The organism is Sinobaca qinghaiensis (assembly GCF_003610495.1).
Classification (GTDB): Bacteria; Bacillota; Bacilli; order Bacillales; family Marinococcaceae; genus Sinobaca; species Sinobaca qinghaiensis.
Genome location: NZ_RAPK01000011.1, coordinates 203,757 through 222,525, shown reverse-complemented (window position 1 = coordinate 222,525; position 18,769 = coordinate 203,757). Strand labels below are relative to the sequence as shown.

The 18,769-nt window shown below is 39.5% G+C and carries 17 protein-coding genes and 1 pseudogene; 14 read left to right on the top strand and 4 right to left on the bottom strand.

Features of this window, described 5'->3' with window-relative positions; translation table 11 throughout:
* Nucleotides 1-383: 383 nt before the first annotated feature.
* The 10 genes from ATL39_RS15170 to iolI all read left to right on the top strand — a co-directional run bounded on the left by ATL39_RS15170 (nt 384) and on the right by iolI (nt 12,464).
* The gene (locus tag ATL39_RS15170; protein ID WP_120194215.1) at nt 384-1,412 is read left to right on the top strand and encodes a LacI family DNA-binding transcriptional regulator; all 1,029 of its coding nucleotides are present in this window, start codon (nt 384-386) and stop codon (nt 1,410-1,412) included.
* A 265-nt stretch (nt 1,413-1,677) separates the two neighbouring features.
* Complete coding sequence (locus ATL39_RS15165; RefSeq protein WP_120194214.1) at nt 1,678-3,138, top strand: CoA-acylating methylmalonate-semialdehyde dehydrogenase; 1,461 nt, start codon at nt 1,678-1,680, stop codon at nt 3,136-3,138.
* Nucleotides 3,139-3,183: 45 nt separating this feature from the next.
* Nucleotides 3,184-4,059 carry a sugar phosphate isomerase/epimerase family protein gene (locus ATL39_RS15160; protein ID WP_120194213.1) on the top strand — a complete coding sequence of 292 codons (876 nt, stop codon included), beginning with the start codon at nt 3,184-3,186 and terminating at the stop codon, nt 4,057-4,059.
* Between the two features lie 142 nt (nt 4,060-4,201).
* Nucleotides 4,202-5,671, top strand: a complete 1,470-nt coding sequence (locus ATL39_RS15155) for a sugar porter family MFS transporter (RefSeq protein WP_120194212.1) — start codon at nt 4,202-4,204, stop codon at nt 5,669-5,671.
* A gap of 187 nt (nt 5,672-5,858) precedes the next feature.
* Nucleotides 5,859-6,671: a 5-deoxy-glucuronate isomerase gene (iolB, locus tag ATL39_RS15150; RefSeq protein ID WP_120194211.1), complete on the top strand. Its 813-nt coding sequence runs from the start codon at nt 5,859-5,861 to the stop codon at nt 6,669-6,671.
* A 40-nt stretch (nt 6,672-6,711) separates the two neighbouring features.
* A complete protein-coding gene (gene iolC, locus ATL39_RS15145; protein ID WP_120194210.1) occupies nt 6,712-7,701 on the top strand; it encodes a 5-dehydro-2-deoxygluconokinase in 990 nt (329 codons plus the stop codon).
* 13 nt (nt 7,702-7,714) lie between these two features.
* Nucleotides 7,715-9,628: a 3D-(3,5/4)-trihydroxycyclohexane-1,2-dione acylhydrolase (decyclizing) gene (gene iolD / locus ATL39_RS15140; RefSeq protein WP_120194209.1), complete on the top strand. Its 1,914-nt coding sequence runs from the start codon at nt 7,715-7,717 to the stop codon at nt 9,626-9,628.
* A 12-nt stretch (nt 9,629-9,640) separates the two neighbouring features.
* Complete coding sequence (iolE, locus tag ATL39_RS15135; protein WP_120194208.1) at nt 9,641-10,537, top strand: myo-inosose-2 dehydratase; 897 nt, start codon at nt 9,641-9,643, stop codon at nt 10,535-10,537.
* A gap of 50 nt (nt 10,538-10,587) precedes the next feature.
* On the top strand, nt 10,588-11,628 hold the full coding sequence (gene iolG, locus ATL39_RS15130) for a bifunctional inositol 2-dehydrogenase/D-chiro-inositol 1-dehydrogenase (RefSeq protein WP_120194207.1): 1,041 nt from the start codon (nt 10,588-10,590) through the stop codon (nt 11,626-11,628).
* Entirely contained in the window at nt 11,625-12,464 is an 840-nt protein-coding gene (iolI, locus tag ATL39_RS15125; protein WP_120194206.1) for a 2-keto-myo-inositol isomerase, read from the top strand. The genes iolG and iolI overlap by 4 nt, the downstream gene beginning before the upstream one ends.
* A gap of 42 nt (nt 12,465-12,506) precedes the next feature.
* Here iolI and ATL39_RS15120 read toward each other — a convergent pair whose 3' ends face one another.
* On the bottom strand, nt 12,507-12,896 hold the full coding sequence (locus ATL39_RS15120) for a tautomerase family protein (protein WP_120194205.1): 390 nt from the start codon (nt 12,894-12,896) through the stop codon (nt 12,507-12,509).
* A gap of 1 nt (nt 12,897) precedes the next feature.
* A complete protein-coding gene (locus ATL39_RS15115) occupies nt 12,898-13,758 on the bottom strand; it encodes a DeoR/GlpR family DNA-binding transcription regulator (protein WP_120194204.1) in 861 nt (286 codons plus the stop codon).
* A gap of 86 nt (nt 13,759-13,844) precedes the next feature.
* On the opposite strand from ATL39_RS15115, the gene fba reads away from it, so the two are divergent.
* From fba to paiA, 3 genes are all read left to right on the top strand, one after another.
* Nucleotides 13,845-14,699, top strand: coding sequence for a class II fructose-1,6-bisphosphate aldolase (fba, locus tag ATL39_RS15110; RefSeq protein ID WP_120194203.1), 855 nt, complete (start codon nt 13,845-13,847; stop codon nt 14,697-14,699).
* Nucleotides 14,700-15,237: 538 nt separating this feature from the next.
* Complete coding sequence (locus ATL39_RS15105) at nt 15,238-15,690, top strand: MarR family winged helix-turn-helix transcriptional regulator (RefSeq protein ID WP_120194202.1); 453 nt, start codon at nt 15,238-15,240, stop codon at nt 15,688-15,690.
* A 25-nt stretch (nt 15,691-15,715) separates the two neighbouring features.
* Nucleotides 15,716-16,234: a spermidine/spermine N(1)-acetyltransferase gene (gene paiA / locus ATL39_RS15100; protein ID WP_120194201.1), complete on the top strand. Its 519-nt coding sequence runs from the start codon at nt 15,716-15,718 to the stop codon at nt 16,232-16,234.
* A gap of 384 nt (nt 16,235-16,618) precedes the next feature.
* Here the strand turns inward: paiA and ATL39_RS17575 are convergent.
* Nucleotides 16,619-17,608 (bottom strand): annotated as a pseudogene (locus tag ATL39_RS17575) (LacI family DNA-binding transcriptional regulator).
* A 172-nt stretch (nt 17,609-17,780) separates the two neighbouring features.
* On the opposite strand from ATL39_RS17575, the gene ATL39_RS15080 reads away from it, so the two are divergent.
* The gene (locus ATL39_RS15080) at nt 17,781-17,966 is read left to right on the top strand and encodes a hypothetical protein (RefSeq protein ID WP_120194198.1); all 186 of its coding nucleotides are present in this window, start codon (nt 17,781-17,783) and stop codon (nt 17,964-17,966) included.
* A 184-nt stretch (nt 17,967-18,150) separates the two neighbouring features.
* On the opposite strand, the gene ATL39_RS15075 is transcribed toward ATL39_RS15080, so the two are convergent.
* Nucleotides 18,151-18,441, bottom strand: a complete 291-nt coding sequence (locus ATL39_RS15075) for a hypothetical protein (protein ID WP_120194197.1) — start codon at nt 18,439-18,441, stop codon at nt 18,151-18,153.
* Nucleotides 18,442-18,769: the final 328 nt, after the last annotated feature.

Sequence of the window (18,769 nt, the reverse complement as noted above, 5' to 3'; positions counted from 1 at the left end):
ATACGGCATGTAAGTAATTATTCTTATCGATGGGCTGGTCCTTTAATAAAGTATGCTTGAGCCACACGCTATAACACTATAAATATTAGGGTATAAATGCCAAAAATATTAAAAGCTCCTAAAGCAGTGACGCGAAACAAACTTATAGCACATCCAATAGATCCAGTAATGAGCGCCACCCAAGCTGTGTACGAAACGAATTGCTAACGCCATAAATATGATATTACGGTTTCAATTAAAACAGTTCGGTTCTTATTAGAATCTCTTTGATTCTGGATTGAGCATTAATTGCTTATTTTAACCAAAGTAAGTAAAATAAAATATATAAATATTTCTAAAGAACGGTTTATGTAATCGTTTTCAAATAGCAGGAGGACAAGAACATGAAGATGGATGATGTAGCGAAACTTGCAGATGTTTCAACTGCTACTGTGTCAAGAGTATTAACCAAGCCTTCAATGGTAAGCAAAAAAACCAGAGAAAAGGTATTAGCTGCAATTGAAGAACTTAATTATCAGCCACACGTAGTAGCAAGGCAATTTAGAACAAGGGAAACTAAAATTATTATGGTCGTGGTGCCTGATATTACAAGTGCTTTCTTTGCCGGGGTTTTGCGGGGGATTGAGCATTACGCAGTAAAAAACAATTATCAGGTTATATTAGCAGATACCGAAAATAACCCTGAAAGAGAGAGGGAGTATATAAGCCTTCTCTATCAAAAACAGGTGGACGGTATGATTCTGCTTACTGCAAGGAGTAATCAGCAAGAGTTGGCCCATATTGCTGATAATTACCCGGTAGTACTAGCATGTGAGTATATGGATGGTTTAAATATTCCCACTGTTTCTATAGATAACATCAGCAGTGCAAGAAAAGCCGTCCAGCACTTAATAGACCTTGGGCACAGTCGTATTGCTCATATTACAGGTCCAATGGATGTAATTCTAAGTAGAGACAGACTCCGTGGATTTCAACAGGCTTTAATTAGTAATGATATAGAAAATAATCCACTGTATATACAAGAAGGCGACTTTAGTATTAAATCAGGCTACAATCAAATGCTGAAGCTGATTTCATTAGAAGTCCCTCCTAGTGCTGTATTTGTTTTTAATGATGAAATGGCTATAGGAGCAATCAATGCTATAAAAGAAAGTGGATTGAATGTACCGGAAGATATAGCGGTAGTGGGCTTTGATAATATAGAAATGGCATCTATTTTTACGCCGAATTTAACTACTATAGACCAGCCTAAATATGATATTGGGACCAAAGCGATGGAACTGCTCTTAAAGTTAATAAGGAAAGAGACATTTTCTAAAAAGAAATATGTTTTGGATAATCAGCTGATTGTTAGACAGACCTGCGGAGCTGAAATAAATGCTAATAATACCTTAGTAAAAAATAAAATTTAGACGGATTATAAATTTTTATTATAAAATGTAATCGATTGCTTTTTTCTCCAAACCCCCTTTTAATTCAATGAAAATTCATGTTTTTAATTGATAAAAATTAGAGTTTTCAAAAATATTATCAATTAATTCAAATAAAAGCGTTTACAAATGGGATTATATGAATTAGTATTCTATTTATACACACAATTGCAATCGATTACATTATGATTTTCAACAGCCAATCTATTTTATTTATTGCTTATCATAAACTGAAAGGGGAACTAAAATGTCTACTACAAAAACAGTTCAGAATCTTCAAAATTATATTAATGGAAAATGGGTTGATGCAAAAGCGTCAGCAACAGAGGAAATTCCCAATCCGGCCACTGGAGAAATCATTGCGCATGTGCCTATCTCTAATAAAGAAGATGTCGATGACGCAGTCCAGGTGGCTGAGAAAACTTTCAAAATGTGGAGCAATACTCCCGTACCAAGAAGAGCACGCGTTTTATTTAAGTACCAGCAGCTGTTAATTGAAAATTGGGATGAGTTAGCTCGTCTTATTACATTAGAAAACGGTAAGAATTACAGTGAAGCTTACGGGGAAGTTCAAAGAGGAATTGAATGCGTGGAGTTTGCTGCATGTGCCCCATCCTTAATGAAAGGAGAACAGCTTCCGGATATAGCTACAGGTATTGAATCGGGGATGTATAAGTATCCTATTGGTGTCGTCGGCGGAATTACTCCATTTAACTTTCCGATGATGGTGCCGTGCTGGATGTTTCCACTTGCTATTGCCTGCGGAAATACATTCGTATTAAAGCCATCAGAAAGAACTCCTCTTCTGGCAAATAAACTGGCTGAACTATTTTCCGAAGCCGGTCTACCAGCCGGAGTATTAAATGTGGTACACGGCGCTCATGATGTCGTGAACGGCCTGTTGGAACATAAAGGAGTTAAAGCGATCTCTTTCGTAGGTTCCCAGCCGGTAGCTGAATATGTTTATAAAACAGGAACTTCTTACGGCAAACGTGTACAGGCTTTAGCCGGAGCTAAAAACCATTCCATCGTGCTTCCAGATGCCAATTTAGAAGGCGCTGTTCAGCAGATTGTAGGTGCGGCTTACGGTTCGGCAGGCGAAAGATGCATGGCAGCTGCAGTCGTAGTAACTGTTGGGGATGTAGCTGAGCCTTTCCTGGAGAAACTAAAAGAAGAAGTAAATGGAATGACGGTTGGTAACGGCATAGAAGAAGGAGTGTTCCTGGGCCCGGTTATCCGCGAATCCCATAAGAAAAAATCAGAAGATTATATTAAAAAAGGAGAAGAAGAAGGTGCGGAGCTAGCGCTGGACGGCCGAAACAAAACGGTTGGGCTGGAAGACGGCTACTTCCTGGGTCCGGTAATATTTGATCATGTAACAACAGATATGACGATATGGAAAGAAGAAATTTTTGCTCCAGTGCTATCCATTGTAAGAGTAGACACTCTTGATGAAGCAATCGAACTGACAAATAAATCGGACTTTGCGAATGGTGCGTGCATTTATACAGACAGTGGCAGCAGCGTGAGAAAGTTTAGACAGGAAATTGAAGCAGGAATGCTTGGAGTGAATTTAGGAGTACCGGCACCAATGGCATTCTTCCCGTTTTCCGGTTGGAAAAATTCCTTTTACGGGGATCTTCATGCGAATGGAACAGATGGCGTAAACTTCTATACGCGCAAGAAAATGCTGACGGCCCGCTGGTAACAGCGAAAATAAATGTAAAATAATGATGAATCGGAGGAATAAACAATGAAAATCGCATTAGATCCGCATATGATTAGACATATGCCTATTCCAAAAATGGTGGATAAAGTAGCCGAAATGGGATATGAATATATTGAACTGTCACCGCGTGATGACTTTATGCCTTTTTACAAGTATCCTCGTGTAGATAAAGCAAGAATAAAAGAATTAAAGAATGCTCTGCGGGATACAGGGGTCAAGCTTTCCTCCCTTCTTCCAATGCAGCACTGGGCAGGTCCAGATGAAGAAGATCGGGAAGCCGCAGTACGTAACTGGAAGCGGGTTATTGAAATTGCGGTAGAACTGGATGTTAATATATTAAATTCGGAATTCACAGGACAGAATGATATGCCATATAAATGTGAGCAGATGTTTGTAAAATCGATGCATGAATTGATCCCATCAATTGAAAAAGAAGGATTAAATGTTCATATTCAAGCGCATCCTTATGATTTTATTGAAAACAATAATGCTGCTGTAGATATGATTCGCGGGTTTGATAAAGATTGGCTGGGTTACTTCTATTCTGTTCCTCATACATTCTTTTATGATGACGGAGTAGGCGATATTGCTTCAATGATTGACTATGCGGGAGATAAATTAAAGCATATTAATATCGCAGATACATTCAACCACAAAGCTTCTTCCTGCCTGCGTTATGTCGTAAACCCGCCTGGCGTACATGCTACAGTCCATCAGCATCTCGACATTGGAAAAGGGGATATAAACTGGGACGCTTTGTTCAACAAGCTTCGCGAAATTAACTTTGATGGGATTGTTACGTCAGCTGTTTTCGGAGAAGAACACCGTGCAGAAGAATCAAGCCTATTCATGTTAGATCGTCTCAAAGAAGAATTAATTACTAAAACCTCTATTAAATAACAATAAACCATTGTCTTCTCAAGTTTTGAAGACAATGGAATTTATCTTCTGTTGACAGTGATTGTTTATATTTTTTATGAATATTTGAAAACGATTACATTAAATTGGAGAAAGTGGGGAAGAAGGGTATCCTTCGTATAACATGAAGAATAATAAGTATCGATATATTTTGTTTGTAGCTTTAGTAGCCTCTCTAGGGGGACTTTTATTTGGTTATGATACGGCAGTTATTGCAGGCGCAGAGCAGTCCGTACAGTTATATTTGGTTGATAGCTTAGGTTTGAGTTCATTCATACACGGACTTACGGTGTCGAGTGCATTAATTGGATGTATCATAGGTGCATTAGTTTCAGGGCTCATCTCTAATAGAATCGGCCGGAAGAATACATTAGTTATTTCAGCCATTCTATTCTTTCTTTCTGCACTAGGATCAGCCTATCCGGAATTGATTTTCTTCACAATGGGAGAGCCAAGCGTCGCTTTGCTGGCAACATTCAATTTTTACAGGATTATTGGTGGTATTGGTGTTGGTTTAGCTTCGGCTATTGCTCCAATTTACATTAGTGAAATGAGTCCTAAAAAAATTCGTGGAAAAATGGTTGTACTATACAGCATGGCTGTAGTAGTAGGTCAGACTGTTGTATATTTTGTCAACTGGTTGATTACTTTGAATAGAACAGGAGATTGGATTAATGATATTGGCTGGAGACTTATGTTTGCTTCAGAATTAATCCCAGCAGCATTATTTTTCCTTCTTCTCTTATTTGTACCGGAAACACCGAGATATCTTGCACTTAAGAAAGAAAATGACAAGGCCTTTAATCTTTTGGAAAAATTAAATGGATCAAAACAGGCGGCAGCGGATACACTGCAGGAAATCCAGCATTCCTTAAATACAAAGACAGAAAAAGTAGGAATGTTTTATTATGGAAAGCTCGTATTAATTGTTGGAGTATCTGTCGCTGCTCTGCAGCAATTTATTGGGATTAATATCATTTTGTATTATGCTCCGCGAATTTTTGAAAATCTGGGAGCAGGGCAGTCAACCGCGATGCTGCAGACAATATTCGTAGGGGTTATAAGCGTAGCTGTCTCCTTAATTGCTATTCGGCTTATTGACCGCCAGGGAAGAAAGTTTATGCTGCTTCTTGGCTCGGCAGGATGTGCTATATGTTTGATGGCTGTATCCGCTCTTTTCTTCATGGGTATTCAAGGAATTGGTACGTTAATCTTTATTCTCCTTTTTGTAGGACTGTTTCAAATGACATGGGGGCCTGTAACCTGGGTGCTGCTGTCAGAGCTGTTTCCTAATAAAATCAGAGGCCAGGCGATGGCGTTGGCAGTAACAACCGTTTGGGGGGCAAACTTGATTGCTTCGTCTACTTTCCCGCCATTAAACGAAGCTTTTGGGACAGGCACATTCCTTATCTACGGATTAGTAAGTACATTTGCTTTCTTCTTCGTTTTAAAATTTGTACCTGAAACAAAAAATAAATCGCTTGAAGAAATTGAAGCAACGTGGCTTGCTGCTAGAAAAGACACCACAAAGAGTAAAGAAGAAATATTACAAGAAAATCAATCAAATCAATTTAATCAGCACGAGAAGCTCTAAGAACTTTATAAAGAAGTATTGACTGAAAGCGTTTCAACCATTATTCTGAATAGGAAGAAAATAAATTGTGAATTTTTCGATGCGTATAGAAAATTAAGAATGCGGCAATTGTCCCTTTTCTCATGTTCTATACGCATTATTTATTCTTAAAATGTAATCGATTGCAGTAATGGAGGAGGAAGTTGTAATGAGTAAGCTTATTCGTAAACCATTAAATAAAAAAGAAGCCAATGGCATTTCTCTTATTCATGAGGTTTCGGAAGATAATTCAGATCTTCATTATGTAAGTTTTAAAATGGTTGACCTGCAATCCGGATCCGTCTACCAAGAAAAACTGGAAAAGCTGGAATGCTGCATTGTGGCTGTGACTGGAAAAATCACCGTAACGGAAGGAGAAAATACTTTCGAGAAAATTGGCACGAGAGATTCTGTTTTTGAGAAAAAGCCCACAGACAGCGTGTATGTTTCCAATGATCAAACCTTTGAAGTGAGGGCTGATACGTCTGCAAGGGTGGCCCTCTGTTATTCTCCCTCCAAAAGCCAGCTTCCTACAAAATTGTTACAAGCTTCAGATTTGGGAGTTGAAAAGCGGGGAGAAGGAAGCAATAAAAGACTGGTTCATAATATTCTGCCGGATAATGATCCGTCCGCAAACAGCCTCCTGGTAGTAGAGGTTTTCACGGAAAGCGGAAACTGGTCCAGCTATCCACCTCACAAGCACGACCAGGACAATCTTCCAGAGGAATCGCTGCTGGAGGAAACGTATTACCATGAGCAGGATCCGCCGCAGGGATTTGTTTTCCAAAGGGTCTATACGGATGACCGTTCCCTCGATGAGACGATGACCGTAGAAAATGGAGATATGGTTATCGTGCCGAAAGGGTATCATCCTGTGGGTGTCCCAGCCGGCTACACGTCTTATTATCTAAATGTGATGGCCGGGCCGGAAAGAGTATGGAAGTTCCATAACGATCCGGACCATGAATGGATTCTAAAATAGCAAAAAATATATAAACTTAAAAAAAGGGAGATTTCGTTCTATGGCTATATCTTTTGAGGAAAACAAAGCGTTTGATGTCATTGCTTTTGGCCGAGCCTGCATTGATTTGAACGCGGTTGAATATAACCGTCCGATGGAAGAAACGATGACTTTTCAAAAATACGTTGGGGGATCGCCGGCAAATGTCGCGATAGGATGTTCCAAACTTGGCCTGAAAGCAGGATTTATCGGAAAAATCCCCGATGATCAGCATGGACGCTTTATCGAGCAGTATATGAGCAGTAAAGGCATTGATACGTCGCAGATGGTAAAAGATACGGAAGGAAGAAAAACAGGGCTTGCTTTTACGGAAATATTAAGTCCGGAAGAATGCAGCATTCTAATGTACAGAGAAAATGCTGCGGATTTGTATATTACGACATCTGAAGTACAGGAAGAGTATATAAAGCAGGCAAAAATCTTCCTGATCTCCGGAACGGCTTTAGCGCAAAGTCCATCCAGAGAAGCAGCTCTAAAAGCAGTGCATCTTGCAAAGAAAAATAATATTAAAGTAGCTTTCGAATTGGATTATCGCCCGTATACGTGGCAGTCCCGTGAAGAAACAGCTGTATATTACTCTCTTGTAGCGGAAAAAGCAGATATTGTTATTGGAACCCGTGAGGAATATGACATGATGGAAAACCTTTCCTCGGAAGGAGATAATCAGACGACTATCGATTATTTATTTCAGCATGAGCCGGAGCTTGTCGTTATCAAGCACGGTGTGGATGGTTCTTATGCCTATACAAAAGACGGAAAAAGCTATCAGGGAAAGGCCTACAAAACAAAAGTGTTAAAAACATTTGGCGCGGGAGATTCTTATGCATCAGCTTTTCTGTATGCCATTCTCTCAGGAAAAGATGTAGAATCTGCCTTAAAATACGGCAGTGCTTCAGCATCTATCGTCGTCAGCAAGCACAGTTCATCGGAAGCGATGCCGGAAGTATCGGAAATTGAAGCGTTAATCCAGGAAAATAACACGTATGTATAAAGGAGAATAAACAATGGGAACGATTCGATTAACAACAGCTCAGGCGTTGGTTAAGTTTTTAAATCAGCAGTATATTCATATAGATGGAGAAGAATTTCCTTTCGTTCAAGGGATTTTTAATATCTTCGGACATGGCAACATATTAGGTATCGGGCAGGCTCTAGAACAGGAAGCGGGCAATCTGGAAGTGATTCAGGGGAAAAACGAACAGGGCATGTCTCATGCGGCCATTGCCTATAGTAAACAAATGCTGCGTAAGAAAATCTATGCTGTTACCACATCAAGCGGTCCAGGCTCTGCGAACCTTGTTACCCCTGCTGCTACAGCCCTGGCGAATAACATTCCTGTTTTGCTGCTTCCTGCGGACACCTATGCGACTCGTCAGCCGGATCCGGTTTTACAGCAGGTAGAACAAGAGCACAGCATGGCTATTACAACCAATGATGCATTAAAGCCTGTCTCAAGATACTGGGATCGCGTACAGCGCCCGGAACAGCTGATGACAAGTTTAATAAGAGCTTTTGAAGTGATGACAGATCCTGCCAAGGCCGGCCCTGCTACGGTATGTATCTCACAGGATGTGGAAGGAGAAGCTTTTGATTATGAAGAAGAATTCTTCCAAAAGCGGGTACACTATGTAAATCGTGCTATACCTACTCAAAGAGAGCTTGAAGGGGCTGCTGAAAAAATTAAAGCCAGCAAAAAACCTCTTATTGTCGTTGGTGGAGGAGTGAAGTACTCGGAAGCCAGAGAAACTTTAATGACTTTTTCCGAGACGTATCACATTCCGCTCGTAGAAACACAGGCAGGAAAGTCAGCAGTGGAATGTTCCTTTAAAAACAATCTGGGCGGCCTGGGTATTACAGGAACGTCAGCCGCCAACAAAGCAGCGGCAGAGGCAGATCTTGTTATAGGAATAGGAACGAGATATACAGACTTTGCCACCTCTTCGAAAACCGTATTTGACTTCGAGAATGCAGAATTTCTAAATATCAACGTCAGCCGGATGCAGGCCTATAAATTAGATGCGTTTCAAGTAGTGGCAGATGCACGTACGGCTTTAGAACAGTTAATGCCTTTGCTGCAGGATTATAAAAGTGATTATGGAAGCTTTATTGAAAGCGTTAAAGAAGAATGGAAAACGGAGCGGGACAGACTTCGTCACATATCGTTTAACAGAGAAAATTTCGATCCTGAAATAAAAAATCATTTTTCGCAGGAAATAATGAATGAGTACGCAGATGCCTTGAATACGGAGTTTCCCCAGACCAACGCGCTTCTGAAAGCAAACGAAGCTGTAGATGAAGACGCTGTCGTTGTTTGTGCCGCAGGGTCTCTGCCGGGAGACCTGCAGCGCTTATGGGAGACGAATACGCCGAATACGTATCATTTAGAATACGGATACTCATGTATGGGCTATGAAATTTCAGGAACGCTTGGAGTAAAGCTTGCAGAACCTGACAAAGAAGTATACGCGGTGGTTGGAGATGGAAGCTTTCTCATGCTTCACTCAGAGCTTATAACCTCCCTTCAATACAATAAAAAAATAAATATTCTTCTTTTCGATAATGCAGGGTACGGATGCATTAATAACCTGCAGATGGATCACGGCGGGGGAAGCTATGAATGTGAGTTCCGCACAGCAGACAATCAAATATTGAATATTGACTACGCTAAAGTAGCAGAAGGCTACGGAGCAAAAGTATACAAAGCCAATACCGAAGAAGAACTCGAGGCAGCCATTAACGATGCGAAAACGCAGTCGCGCTCTACGTTAATCGAAATGAAAGTTCTTCCTAAGACGATGACCGATGGTTCGGAAGGAAGCTGGTGGAACCTGGGAGTAGCGGCCGTTTCAGAAAAAGAAAGCATTAGAGAAGCCTACTCCTTTAAAGAAAAAATGCTGACCGGGGCGAAAAAGTATTAAAGGAGGGAAACCATGGCTCATCAGGATATTAAATGGGGAATTGCTCCAATTGGATGGAGAAATGATGATATGCCCGAGATAGGTAAAGACAATACATTAGGGCACTTACTGGGAGATATATGTATTGCAGGTTTTGAAGGGACAGAAGTGGGCGGCTTCTTCCCTGAGCCTGCTATTTTAAAAAAAGAACTGGCTTTACGAAATTTAACGATAGCAGGCAAATGGTTTTCCAGCTTTATTATAAGGGACGGTATTGATGAAGTGTTGAAAGCGTTTCAAGAGAACTGCGCTTATTTACAAGAGATGGGCGCCTCTGTAGCCGTAGTATCCGAACAAACCTACAGCATACAGGGAACCTCTAAAAATGTATTTAAAGAAAAGCCGTATTTTTCAGATGAAGAGTGGAGTAAATTGGCAGAAGGTCTTAATAGCATGGGTGAAATGGCAGCGCGCTATGACCTGAAACTTGTTTTTCACCATCATTTAGGTACAGGAGTACAGACATTGGAAGAAATCGACCGGCTGATGGAGCTTACTGATCCGGATAAGGTGCATTTATTATATGATACCGGTCACATTTATGTCTCAGATAAAGAATGCCTTCCTTTACTGAAAAAGCACATGAATCGTATTGAACACGTTCATTTTAAAGATGTCAGAAATCCGATCATGAATGCCTGCAAAGAAAAGAACTATTCTTTCATGGACTCTTTTCTAGAGGGTATGTTCACGGTACCCGGAGACGGAGATATTGATTTTACAAAAGTGTATGAGGAACTTCTGGCAGAGGAATATAAAGGATGGATTGTGATTGAAGCAGAACAGGATCCTGAGAAGGCACACCCTCTCGAATATGCTTTAAAAGCAAGAAAGTATTTGGATACGGAGCTTTTACAGAAAATCAAGTAATGGCCAGGCGTGCAGAAAATAAAAAGCATTACATTTAGGAGGAAATAGTTATGAATTTAGGATTTGGAGTAGTAGGTACTGGAGCCATTGGACAGGAGCATATGAAGCGTATTACGCGCAAGCTGACCGGGGCTGATATTGTAGCTGTTACAGATGTGAACCAGGAACTGGCCGGAAATATTGTAAAAGAATTAAATCTTAATGCTTCTGTACACAAAGATGATACGGAGTTAATCAATGATCCCAATGTTAAGGCCGTGCTGGTCACCAGCTGGGGACCGGCTCATGAAGGTACAGTATTAAAAGCAATCGAAGCAGGTAAATTTGTTTTTGTAGAAAAACCATTAGCTACTACGTCCGAAGGCTGCGAGCGTATTGTGACAGCCGAGCAGGAACAGGGGAAAAGACTTGTCCAGGTTGGTTTTATGCGTCGTTATGATAGCGGTTACCTGCAGATGAAAGAAGCGATAGACAACAATTTTATCGGAGAGCCTTTGATGGTTCGCTGCTCTCACAGAAATCCGGAAGTAGGAGAACGCTATACGACAGACATGGCGATTCTGGACACGCTGATTCATGAAATTGACACGCTTCACTGGCTCGTAGGAGATGACTATAAGTCTATTCAGGTCACGTATCCAAAGAAGTCCAGCAGAGCACTCGAGCATTTGAAAGATCCGCAGATTGTAACATTCGAAACAAAAAGCGGCATTATTATGCATGCAGAAATTTTTGTTAACTGTCAATTTGGCTATGACATTCAATGTGAGGTTATCGGGGAAGAGGGAGTAGTGAAGCTGCCTGAGGTACCAAGTGTTGGTTATCGTAAAGACGGCGTCCGCGGTTACAAAATTCTGCAGGATTGGCAGCACCGCTTTAATGATGCTTTTAACAACGAGTTTCAGGACTTTATAGACTCTATTAACCAAAAAGGAGAACCGCAGGGACCTTCCTCCTGGGATGGTTATATTGCCTCCGTTACAGGAGATGCAGGGGTTAGAGCCCAGACTTCTGAGCAGGTAGAAGTTATTGAACTGCCGGACCGTCCGGATTTCTACAAAAAAACCAAACTGGAGGAGAGCAGCCTGTGAAACTTTGTTATAACCAAGCTACTACACTGGAAAACTCCAATCTGGAAACCGATTTAGAGCTTTGTGAAAAGCATGGATATGACTATATTGAAATCCGCACGATGGATAAACTACCGGAGTATCTGGAGACGCATTCGATAGAAGATCTGGCATCTTATTTTGAAAAAAACCATATAAAGCCGCTGGCTATGAATGCATTAGTTTTTTTCAACAACCGTACAGATGGTGAACACAAAGAAAACGTAAAAGAATTCAAGGATATGCTGGAAAAAGCAAAGCATATTAATGCACCGTATATCGTTGCTGTGCCCCTCGTAACGGAAGAAAAGATCTTAAAAGAGGATATTAAGAAAAGTGCTATCAGCGTATTGCAGGAGTTCTCGGAGCTGGCTGAACCCTATGGAATAAAAATAGCTGTGGAGTTTGTAGGGCATCCGCAGTGTACGATTAACACGTTTGGCCAGGCCTATGAGATTGTTGAAGCTGTAGGAAAAGATAATGTAGGACTGGTCCTGGACTGCTTTCATTTCCATGCGATGGGATCTAAAATGCAGGATCTGCAAAAAGCAGATGGAGATAAGATTTTTATTCTTCATATTGACGACACAGAGAATTTTCCTATTGGATTCTTAACAGATGAAGATAGAGTGTGGCCGGGACATGGGGCTATTGATCTGCAGGGAATTATCTCAACAGCTGTAGAAAGAGGATTTGACGGTGCGGTATCCGTTGAGTTATTCCGTCCGGAATATTACAAGCTAAGCCCGGATGAAGCTATTCAGACAGCTAAAGATACTTCTTTAGAAGTATTAAATCAAATTCATGTAAAGAACTAAAAAAAGCACCAGGCTCGCAGCCTGGTGCTTTTTTTAGTTCTATTAAAGTTTACCTGTTAAAAACTGAGCTTCCCCGTTTCCAAAGCTCCAGTCTGCTTCCCCGTTTTCGGTGATGTTTATCATGACATTTTCCGGAGAAATACCACATTCTTTTTCCAGGTTTTCCACTGCCATCTGATAAAAAGCCTGTTTCTTTTCATTTGTACGGGTTTTGCTCGTTACGCTTATAATAACAACATCATTTGTACGGGTGAATCCGAGGCCGGTGTCTTCAATAATCATTTCCTCTGCCTGATGTTGGTTTACAATCTGATAACGGTCTGTTTCAGGAACTTCAAACGTGTTTACCATCGCCTGGTGAACCGTATCCAATAACTCTTTTAATTCCTGGTCGCTTCTTCCAGCGATAATGTCAAATCGTAATAAGGGCATATTATTCCTCCATGTTCTCATTTTCGTCTGTTTTGTGAATTTTTACGTGGGACTCATTCAGCAGGACTTCTATTTCTTTAGAGGAAACGTCATCAGTGATCACAGCCTCTATCTCATTGAACAAAGCAAACGTCATAAGCGCTTTATTTCCGAATTTTGAGTGGTCGGCAAGAATATAAGTTCTCGAACTTTTTTGAACAACTGCTTTTTTTATATTGTTTTCAAGAGGAGAGGCATGGGTAATGCTGCGTTCCGATGAAATACCGGTTGCTGCCATAAATGCTTTGTCGATATTGTAGGATGTGATTCCTTCTATATTGTCTATGCTAATAAAGGAATGAGTAGAGGGGTCAAACAACCCTCCAGTTGAAATAATGGTTAAATCGGACGCTTCTTTTGCTTCGTTAATGAAATGCAAATTGTTGGTCAGTACGGTTATTTTTTTGTTTTCGAGAAAGGGAGCCATCCAAACGGTCGTGGTGCCCGTATCGATAAAAATGATATCTCCTTCTTCCACAAGATCTGCGGCTGCCCTGCCGATTGCTTTTTTAGCAGCCTCATTATGCCCCTCCCTTTCTTCATATTTAGAAAGTCCGGATTCAGGAACAGCAATGCCTCCATGAACTTTTTTGACTAATTCCTGCTGAACGAGCGATTCAGCATCCCGTCTGATGGTGTTAAGGGAAACGTTAAATTCAGCGGATAAATTCTCAAACGAAGCTACTTGGTGAGATTCCACATATTTCCTTATTTCATTTATTCGCTGTCTTTTTATCACGTAATCCACCACTGCTTTCTGATATCTATTGATGTTAAAGATAGCAGAGTATAAATGAAAAGGAAAGTTCCTAAAGTATATCATATATTTTCAATATATTATCAAATTATTATCAAAAGTTTATCAAAAAATGGTAAGATGTTCATATAAACAAAAAGGAAGTGAAAAATATGGCATTAGTATCCATGAAAGAAATGCTTCAAAAGGCAAAACAAGAAGGATATGCTGTAGGACAGTACAACATTAATAACCTTGAATTTATTCCTGCTTTTCTAGAAGTGGCCCAAGAGGAACAGTCCCCAATGATCATCGCTGCATCCGATAGAATGGTTGATTTTCTGGGGGGATTCAAAAATGTGGCTGGAATGGTTCGTACATTGTACGAAGAATTGAATATTACTGTACCGGTAGCTCTACATCTTGATCACGGACAAAGCATAGAGCGTTGTAAGAAAGCGGTAGATGCTGGATTTACATCCGTAATGATTGATGGTTCGCATCATTCTATAGAAGAAAATATCAACATGACAAAAGAAGTAGTGTCTTATGCTGGTAAATGGAATATTTCAGTGGAAGGGGAAGTTGGCTCTGTAGGAGGCCAGGAGGATGGCCTGGTAGGCGGGATAAAATACGCAGATGTTGAAGAGTGTATCCGCTTAGTAGAAGAGACAGAAATTGATGCTTTGGCGGCAGCATTGGGATCTGTACACGGACCTTACCAGGGAGAACCCCAACTCGGGTTTGAGCAGATGGAAGCAATATCCCGGAAAACGGAGCTGCCCTTGGTCCTTCACGGGGGGACGGGCATTCCCGCTCACCAAATTCAGCGTGCGATTTCCCTGGGGCATGCCAAAATTAATGTAAACACAGAAAACATACAAGCTTGGACTAAAGCAGTAAAGAAGAAGCTGATGGAAGATTCCAATGTATATGAACCGCGTCTAGTTCTTCTTCCAGCGATTGAAGCAGTCAAACAGTCCGTAACAGAAAAAGTCAGGGAATTCGGCACCTCAGGAAAAGCATAAGATAAAAAACTCTCTTATTATTATAATTTAAAATTACGGTTAACAGCACACCCCAAATGTTAGAGTGAAATCTAACGTTTGGGGTGTTGGTTTTTTCACTTATTTTTGAGAAATGAGATACTGTAATTTCTGTTTTTGATTATCTATTTCCTATAAAGCACTTCCTTTTTCGAGTTGATATAATGATTTGTTTAAATTCAATGATATGCAGTCCAATATCCTTTCAATAGGAGGCATGAAAAAATTAAGTATTAGTAAAATCCTAATGATGTAGAAAACAAATTTCACTTTGCTCTCTTCCTTATATATTTAACTCTTCCCGTTTTGACCGCTTGATCATTAGAATGAACGAGTACGTGTTTACAAATGCCTTCGAGATTATCAAATTGGCCAAGCTCTTCTTCTAGAAGACAACCTTGTACATTTTAGATTCAGATTTTTATTAATCATATGTTGCAATTGCAACAAACTTAGTTTACATTGTATATAGACTTTTTTTGTTGCATATGCAATAAAAATAATTACCAAGGAGACAACTATGAAAGATATTTTACGCGAAATCGGTATGATAGCTCGCGCTTTAGATTCTATTAGTAACATCGAGTTCAAAGAATTGAACTTGACGAAAGGACAGTATTTGTACTTGGTGCGGATATGTGAAAACCCGGGAATCATTCAGGAAAAAGTGGTTGAAATGATCAAAGTGGATCGCTCTACGGCGACCCGTGCGATTCAAAAACTAGAAATAAACGGCTTTATTGAAAAGAAAGAAGATTCTCACAGCAAAAAAAATAAAAAGCTGTTTCCAACAGAAAAGGGAAAAATGGTCTATCCTTTCATCAAAAGAGAGAATGAATATTCCGATCAAGTGGCCTTAACGGGCTTTTCTGAACAAGAAATGGCGACTGCCTACGAGCTTTTGGAGCGGATCCGAAAAAATATTGAGGAGGATTGGGAATCTGTTAAAAAAGGTCACAAGCGAGACTATTAATGAGCCAAAGGAGCGACATGTTCGAATGATGATAACGATATTAAAGTGTACTTTTGAAGATGCGCGAGCCTTGCAAACAATCAGCGTGGAAACATTTATCGAGACTTTTCAAGAACAAAATTCACCGGAACATTTGAATGCTTATTTAGATAAAGCCTATAGCTTGAATCAATTAAAACACGAATTGGCCAATCGATCTTCGCAGTTCTTTTTTGTATATGTAGGTCAAGAGGTCGCGGGTTACCTAAAGGTCAATACTGACGAGGCTCAATCGGAAGCAATGGGCGAAGAAGCGCTCGAAGTCGAACGAATTTACGTGAAGAAGAAATTTCAGAAACACGGTCTTGGAAAACATCTAATGAACAAAGCGATGGAAATTGCGCAGGAACAAAAGAAAAAGAAAATCTGGCTGGGCGTCTGGGAAGAAAATGAAAATGCCATTGCGTTTTATCAGAAAAAAGGATTTCTCCAATCAGGTTCTCATTCCTTTTTTATGGGAGATGACGAACAAGTAGACCTGATTATGACCAAAGTACTTTCATAAAATTTAGTGGAAGACGGAGTTTGAACTTTTTATAACCAAACTCCTTTTGCAATTAAAAATACTTTTCCGCCTACTAGGATTTCAATGGAGTTTTGGTGATTTTCGGCTTGTATGGTTAAAATAGAGGGTCTTCCTATCTGAAACGCCGAAGTGATGGAAAAGAGGCGAAAAAATCTCTAGCAATCGTTCCTATATCTAAAAAAGCCGTGAACTGAAAAAATTCAGCTCACGGCTTTTTTATTTTGAAGGATAAATTGAAAAGTATTGCCTTACGATTTTTTACATTCGCTAAATTTGTTTATAATTATTCTCTTTGATACTAGGATAAAATACGGGTCAATAGTTCTCTACTTTATAAGAAAATGAAATTACATAATGTCAAAACTAATGACAACCACAAGATTTTCTTCGTATAAGTGAAGCGGAAAGACAGTGATTTTCTATGGATCCTGAATGATTAATTCTTTGCATTAACGTATCGAATGCCAACATTCCAAGTCTTTGGGAAGGCTGTACAATTGTCGTAATAGGAGGATCAATGATAGATGCGGAAGCAAAATCGCCAAATCCAATTAAAGCAATTTGATTTGGAATAGATATGCCTAATTTTTTTAGTTGAGATATGACACCAATGGTCATAAGGTCATTTTGTATAAATAAAGCAGTAATAGTTGGATCTCTTTTAAGCAGGTTATCGACGGCTGTAGCGCCACCAGCTACAGTTGCATGCCCAAGTTCTAAAAAGTTTTCTTGAAAAGAAATATTATTTTCCTTTAGGGCTGTTTTGTATCCTTCCAGCCGATCATTAGTAGAAGACACATTGAATACACCGTATATGACACCAATATGTTTATGGCCGTGCTCTATTAAATGTTTGGTAGCATCGTAACCAGTTTGAATATTATCTCCCGTTACTCTGGGCATATGTTGAACAATTTTGGCATAACGATTGACTAAAACAATAGGGAAATCATTAGAGGAAAATTTATTTAAATACTATAGGTTTTTAGCAGCTGGCGATAAAATAATGCCATCCACCATCTTGGAATGAAGAAGGTTAATTGTTTTTTGTTCGTATTCTTCATCTTCATTGGTATTAACTAACAATAAATTATAACCGGCTTCTCTGGCCCGTTCTTCCACACCATAGACCATATCCGTTATAAATGTATCAGGAAGGCTGGATACTATTAATGCAGCCGTTTTTGTGCTTTGGGTTCTTAGGTTTTTAGCGGTGGAGTTAGGAATATAGTTATACTTTTTTATAAGTTCTAATATTTTATTTTGTGTAGGTTCAGAAATTTTCTTGGTACCATTAATCACATGAGAAACAGTAGCCGAAGACACTTCCGCTTCACGTGCAATATCCTTCATTGTTACAGCCATCCTTCAGTCCTCCTATCCTTTCCGTATCATTACTTCTTCTTAATCAAAACAATATGACGAGTCTGGGCCCAGCTACGTGGAAGCCCGCAACACTTATATGAACAAGCAGCGCAGTAAACGTTATCGGACCCTGGGCCTTATAAAAAGGAGGGATGACGATATGTCATCCAAATTGTATGAAATTCTGTTTCTTATTGCAGGTATCATGATTTTAGTGACGCAAATAGGTTCCCATGATGGCAGATGGTGGGTGATCGTTTTAGCAATTTTTATTATAGTGGTGACAATTTTCCGTCTGGCCAGACTAAGCAATAAAAAAGAAAAGAAAAAAACAGCTCCTCGGTAAAGGTGGCTTGAGAAGCTTATAACCAAAAAGATTATTTAATTTCGTTTGCGTCCTGCGATTTCAAGCTAATAGTATAAGTAGGCAACCTCCTGAAATTAAAAACGAATTTGAAGAAAAAAAGAAAGTTAGAAAAAAGAGAGAGAAGAGTTGGTTTGATCAGCCTCCTCTCTCCCTTTTTCAAAAGTCATTGAACGTCCCTATATACAATCAAAACACCATAAGCAACTATAATTCCCCCTAATCCATATCCTATAGCTTTAGAGACCAATGAAGAATTAGTATGTTTATTTGATTTCGTTTGTGTCCTGCGATTCCAAGCTAATAGTATAAGCAGGCAACCTCCTGAAATTAAAAACGAACCTGAAGAAAAAAAGAAAGTTAAATTCGAAAAAAATAGTCGAGAGATACCTGATATGAATGAAATGATGAATAATAGTACTGTTACTGCTCCTAATATCAATTCCACTGGCTTCATAAAATTCTTGCCTCCTATCTAGTTATATAAACATTTCTATAATGCGCTAATTTAACATCATGAAAATGACTGAAGTGGCTATAATCATTCATATAAATAATTTTAACATTTAACATTTTACTTAAACTTCTCGAAGTCTATAGCGTTAGAAAAAGGTATATTTTACAAATGAAAAGGGACAGAAGAGGTGCTTTGATCAGCCTCTTTTCTCCCTTTTTGTATTCAAGCCGCTTCTCATAACCGTGATTATGTTAAGCATTCAATAATTATAGGGAAGGAGGAGGAATGAATGTTTATATGTGAAGGAATAAAATCGTATCAATGAGAT

Coding starts and splice junctions, on each gene's coding strand:
- iolC (WP_120194210.1), top strand. CDS start 6,712: ATGGCTATATCTTTTGAGGAAAACAAAGCGTTTGATGTCATTGCTTTT.
- iolD (WP_120194209.1), top strand. CDS start 7,715: ATGGGAACGATTCGATTAACAACAGCTCAGGCGTTGGTTAAGTTTTTA.
- ATL39_RS15080 (WP_120194198.1), top strand. CDS start 17,781: ATGTCATCCAAATTGTATGAAATTCTGTTTCTTATTGCAGGTATCATG.
- paiA (WP_120194201.1), top strand. CDS start 15,716: ATGATGATAACGATATTAAAGTGTACTTTTGAAGATGCGCGAGCCTTG.
- ATL39_RS15165 (WP_120194214.1), top strand. CDS start 1,678: ATGTCTACTACAAAAACAGTTCAGAATCTTCAAAATTATATTAATGGA.
- ATL39_RS15160 (WP_120194213.1), top strand. CDS start 3,184: ATGAAAATCGCATTAGATCCGCATATGATTAGACATATGCCTATTCCA.
- iolB (WP_120194211.1), top strand. CDS start 5,859: ATGAGTAAGCTTATTCGTAAACCATTAAATAAAAAAGAAGCCAATGGC.
- ATL39_RS15075 (WP_120194197.1), bottom strand. CDS start 18,441: ATGAAGCCAGTGGAATTGATATTAGGAGCAGTAACAGTACTATTATTC.
- iolE (WP_120194208.1), top strand. CDS start 9,641: ATGGCTCATCAGGATATTAAATGGGGAATTGCTCCAATTGGATGGAGA.
- ATL39_RS15120 (WP_120194205.1), bottom strand. CDS start 12,896: ATGCCCTTATTACGATTTGACATTATCGCTGGAAGAAGCGACCAGGAA.
- ATL39_RS15155 (WP_120194212.1), top strand. CDS start 4,202: ATGAAGAATAATAAGTATCGATATATTTTGTTTGTAGCTTTAGTAGCC.
- iolG (WP_120194207.1), top strand. CDS start 10,588: ATGAATTTAGGATTTGGAGTAGTAGGTACTGGAGCCATTGGACAGGAG.
- ATL39_RS15115 (WP_120194204.1), bottom strand. CDS start 13,758: ATGATATACTTTAGGAACTTTCCTTTTCATTTATACTCTGCTATCTTT.
- ATL39_RS15105 (WP_120194202.1), top strand. CDS start 15,238: ATGAAAGATATTTTACGCGAAATCGGTATGATAGCTCGCGCTTTAGAT.
- ATL39_RS15170 (WP_120194215.1), top strand. CDS start 384: ATGAAGATGGATGATGTAGCGAAACTTGCAGATGTTTCAACTGCTACT.
- fba (WP_120194203.1), top strand. CDS start 13,845: ATGGCATTAGTATCCATGAAAGAAATGCTTCAAAAGGCAAAACAAGAA.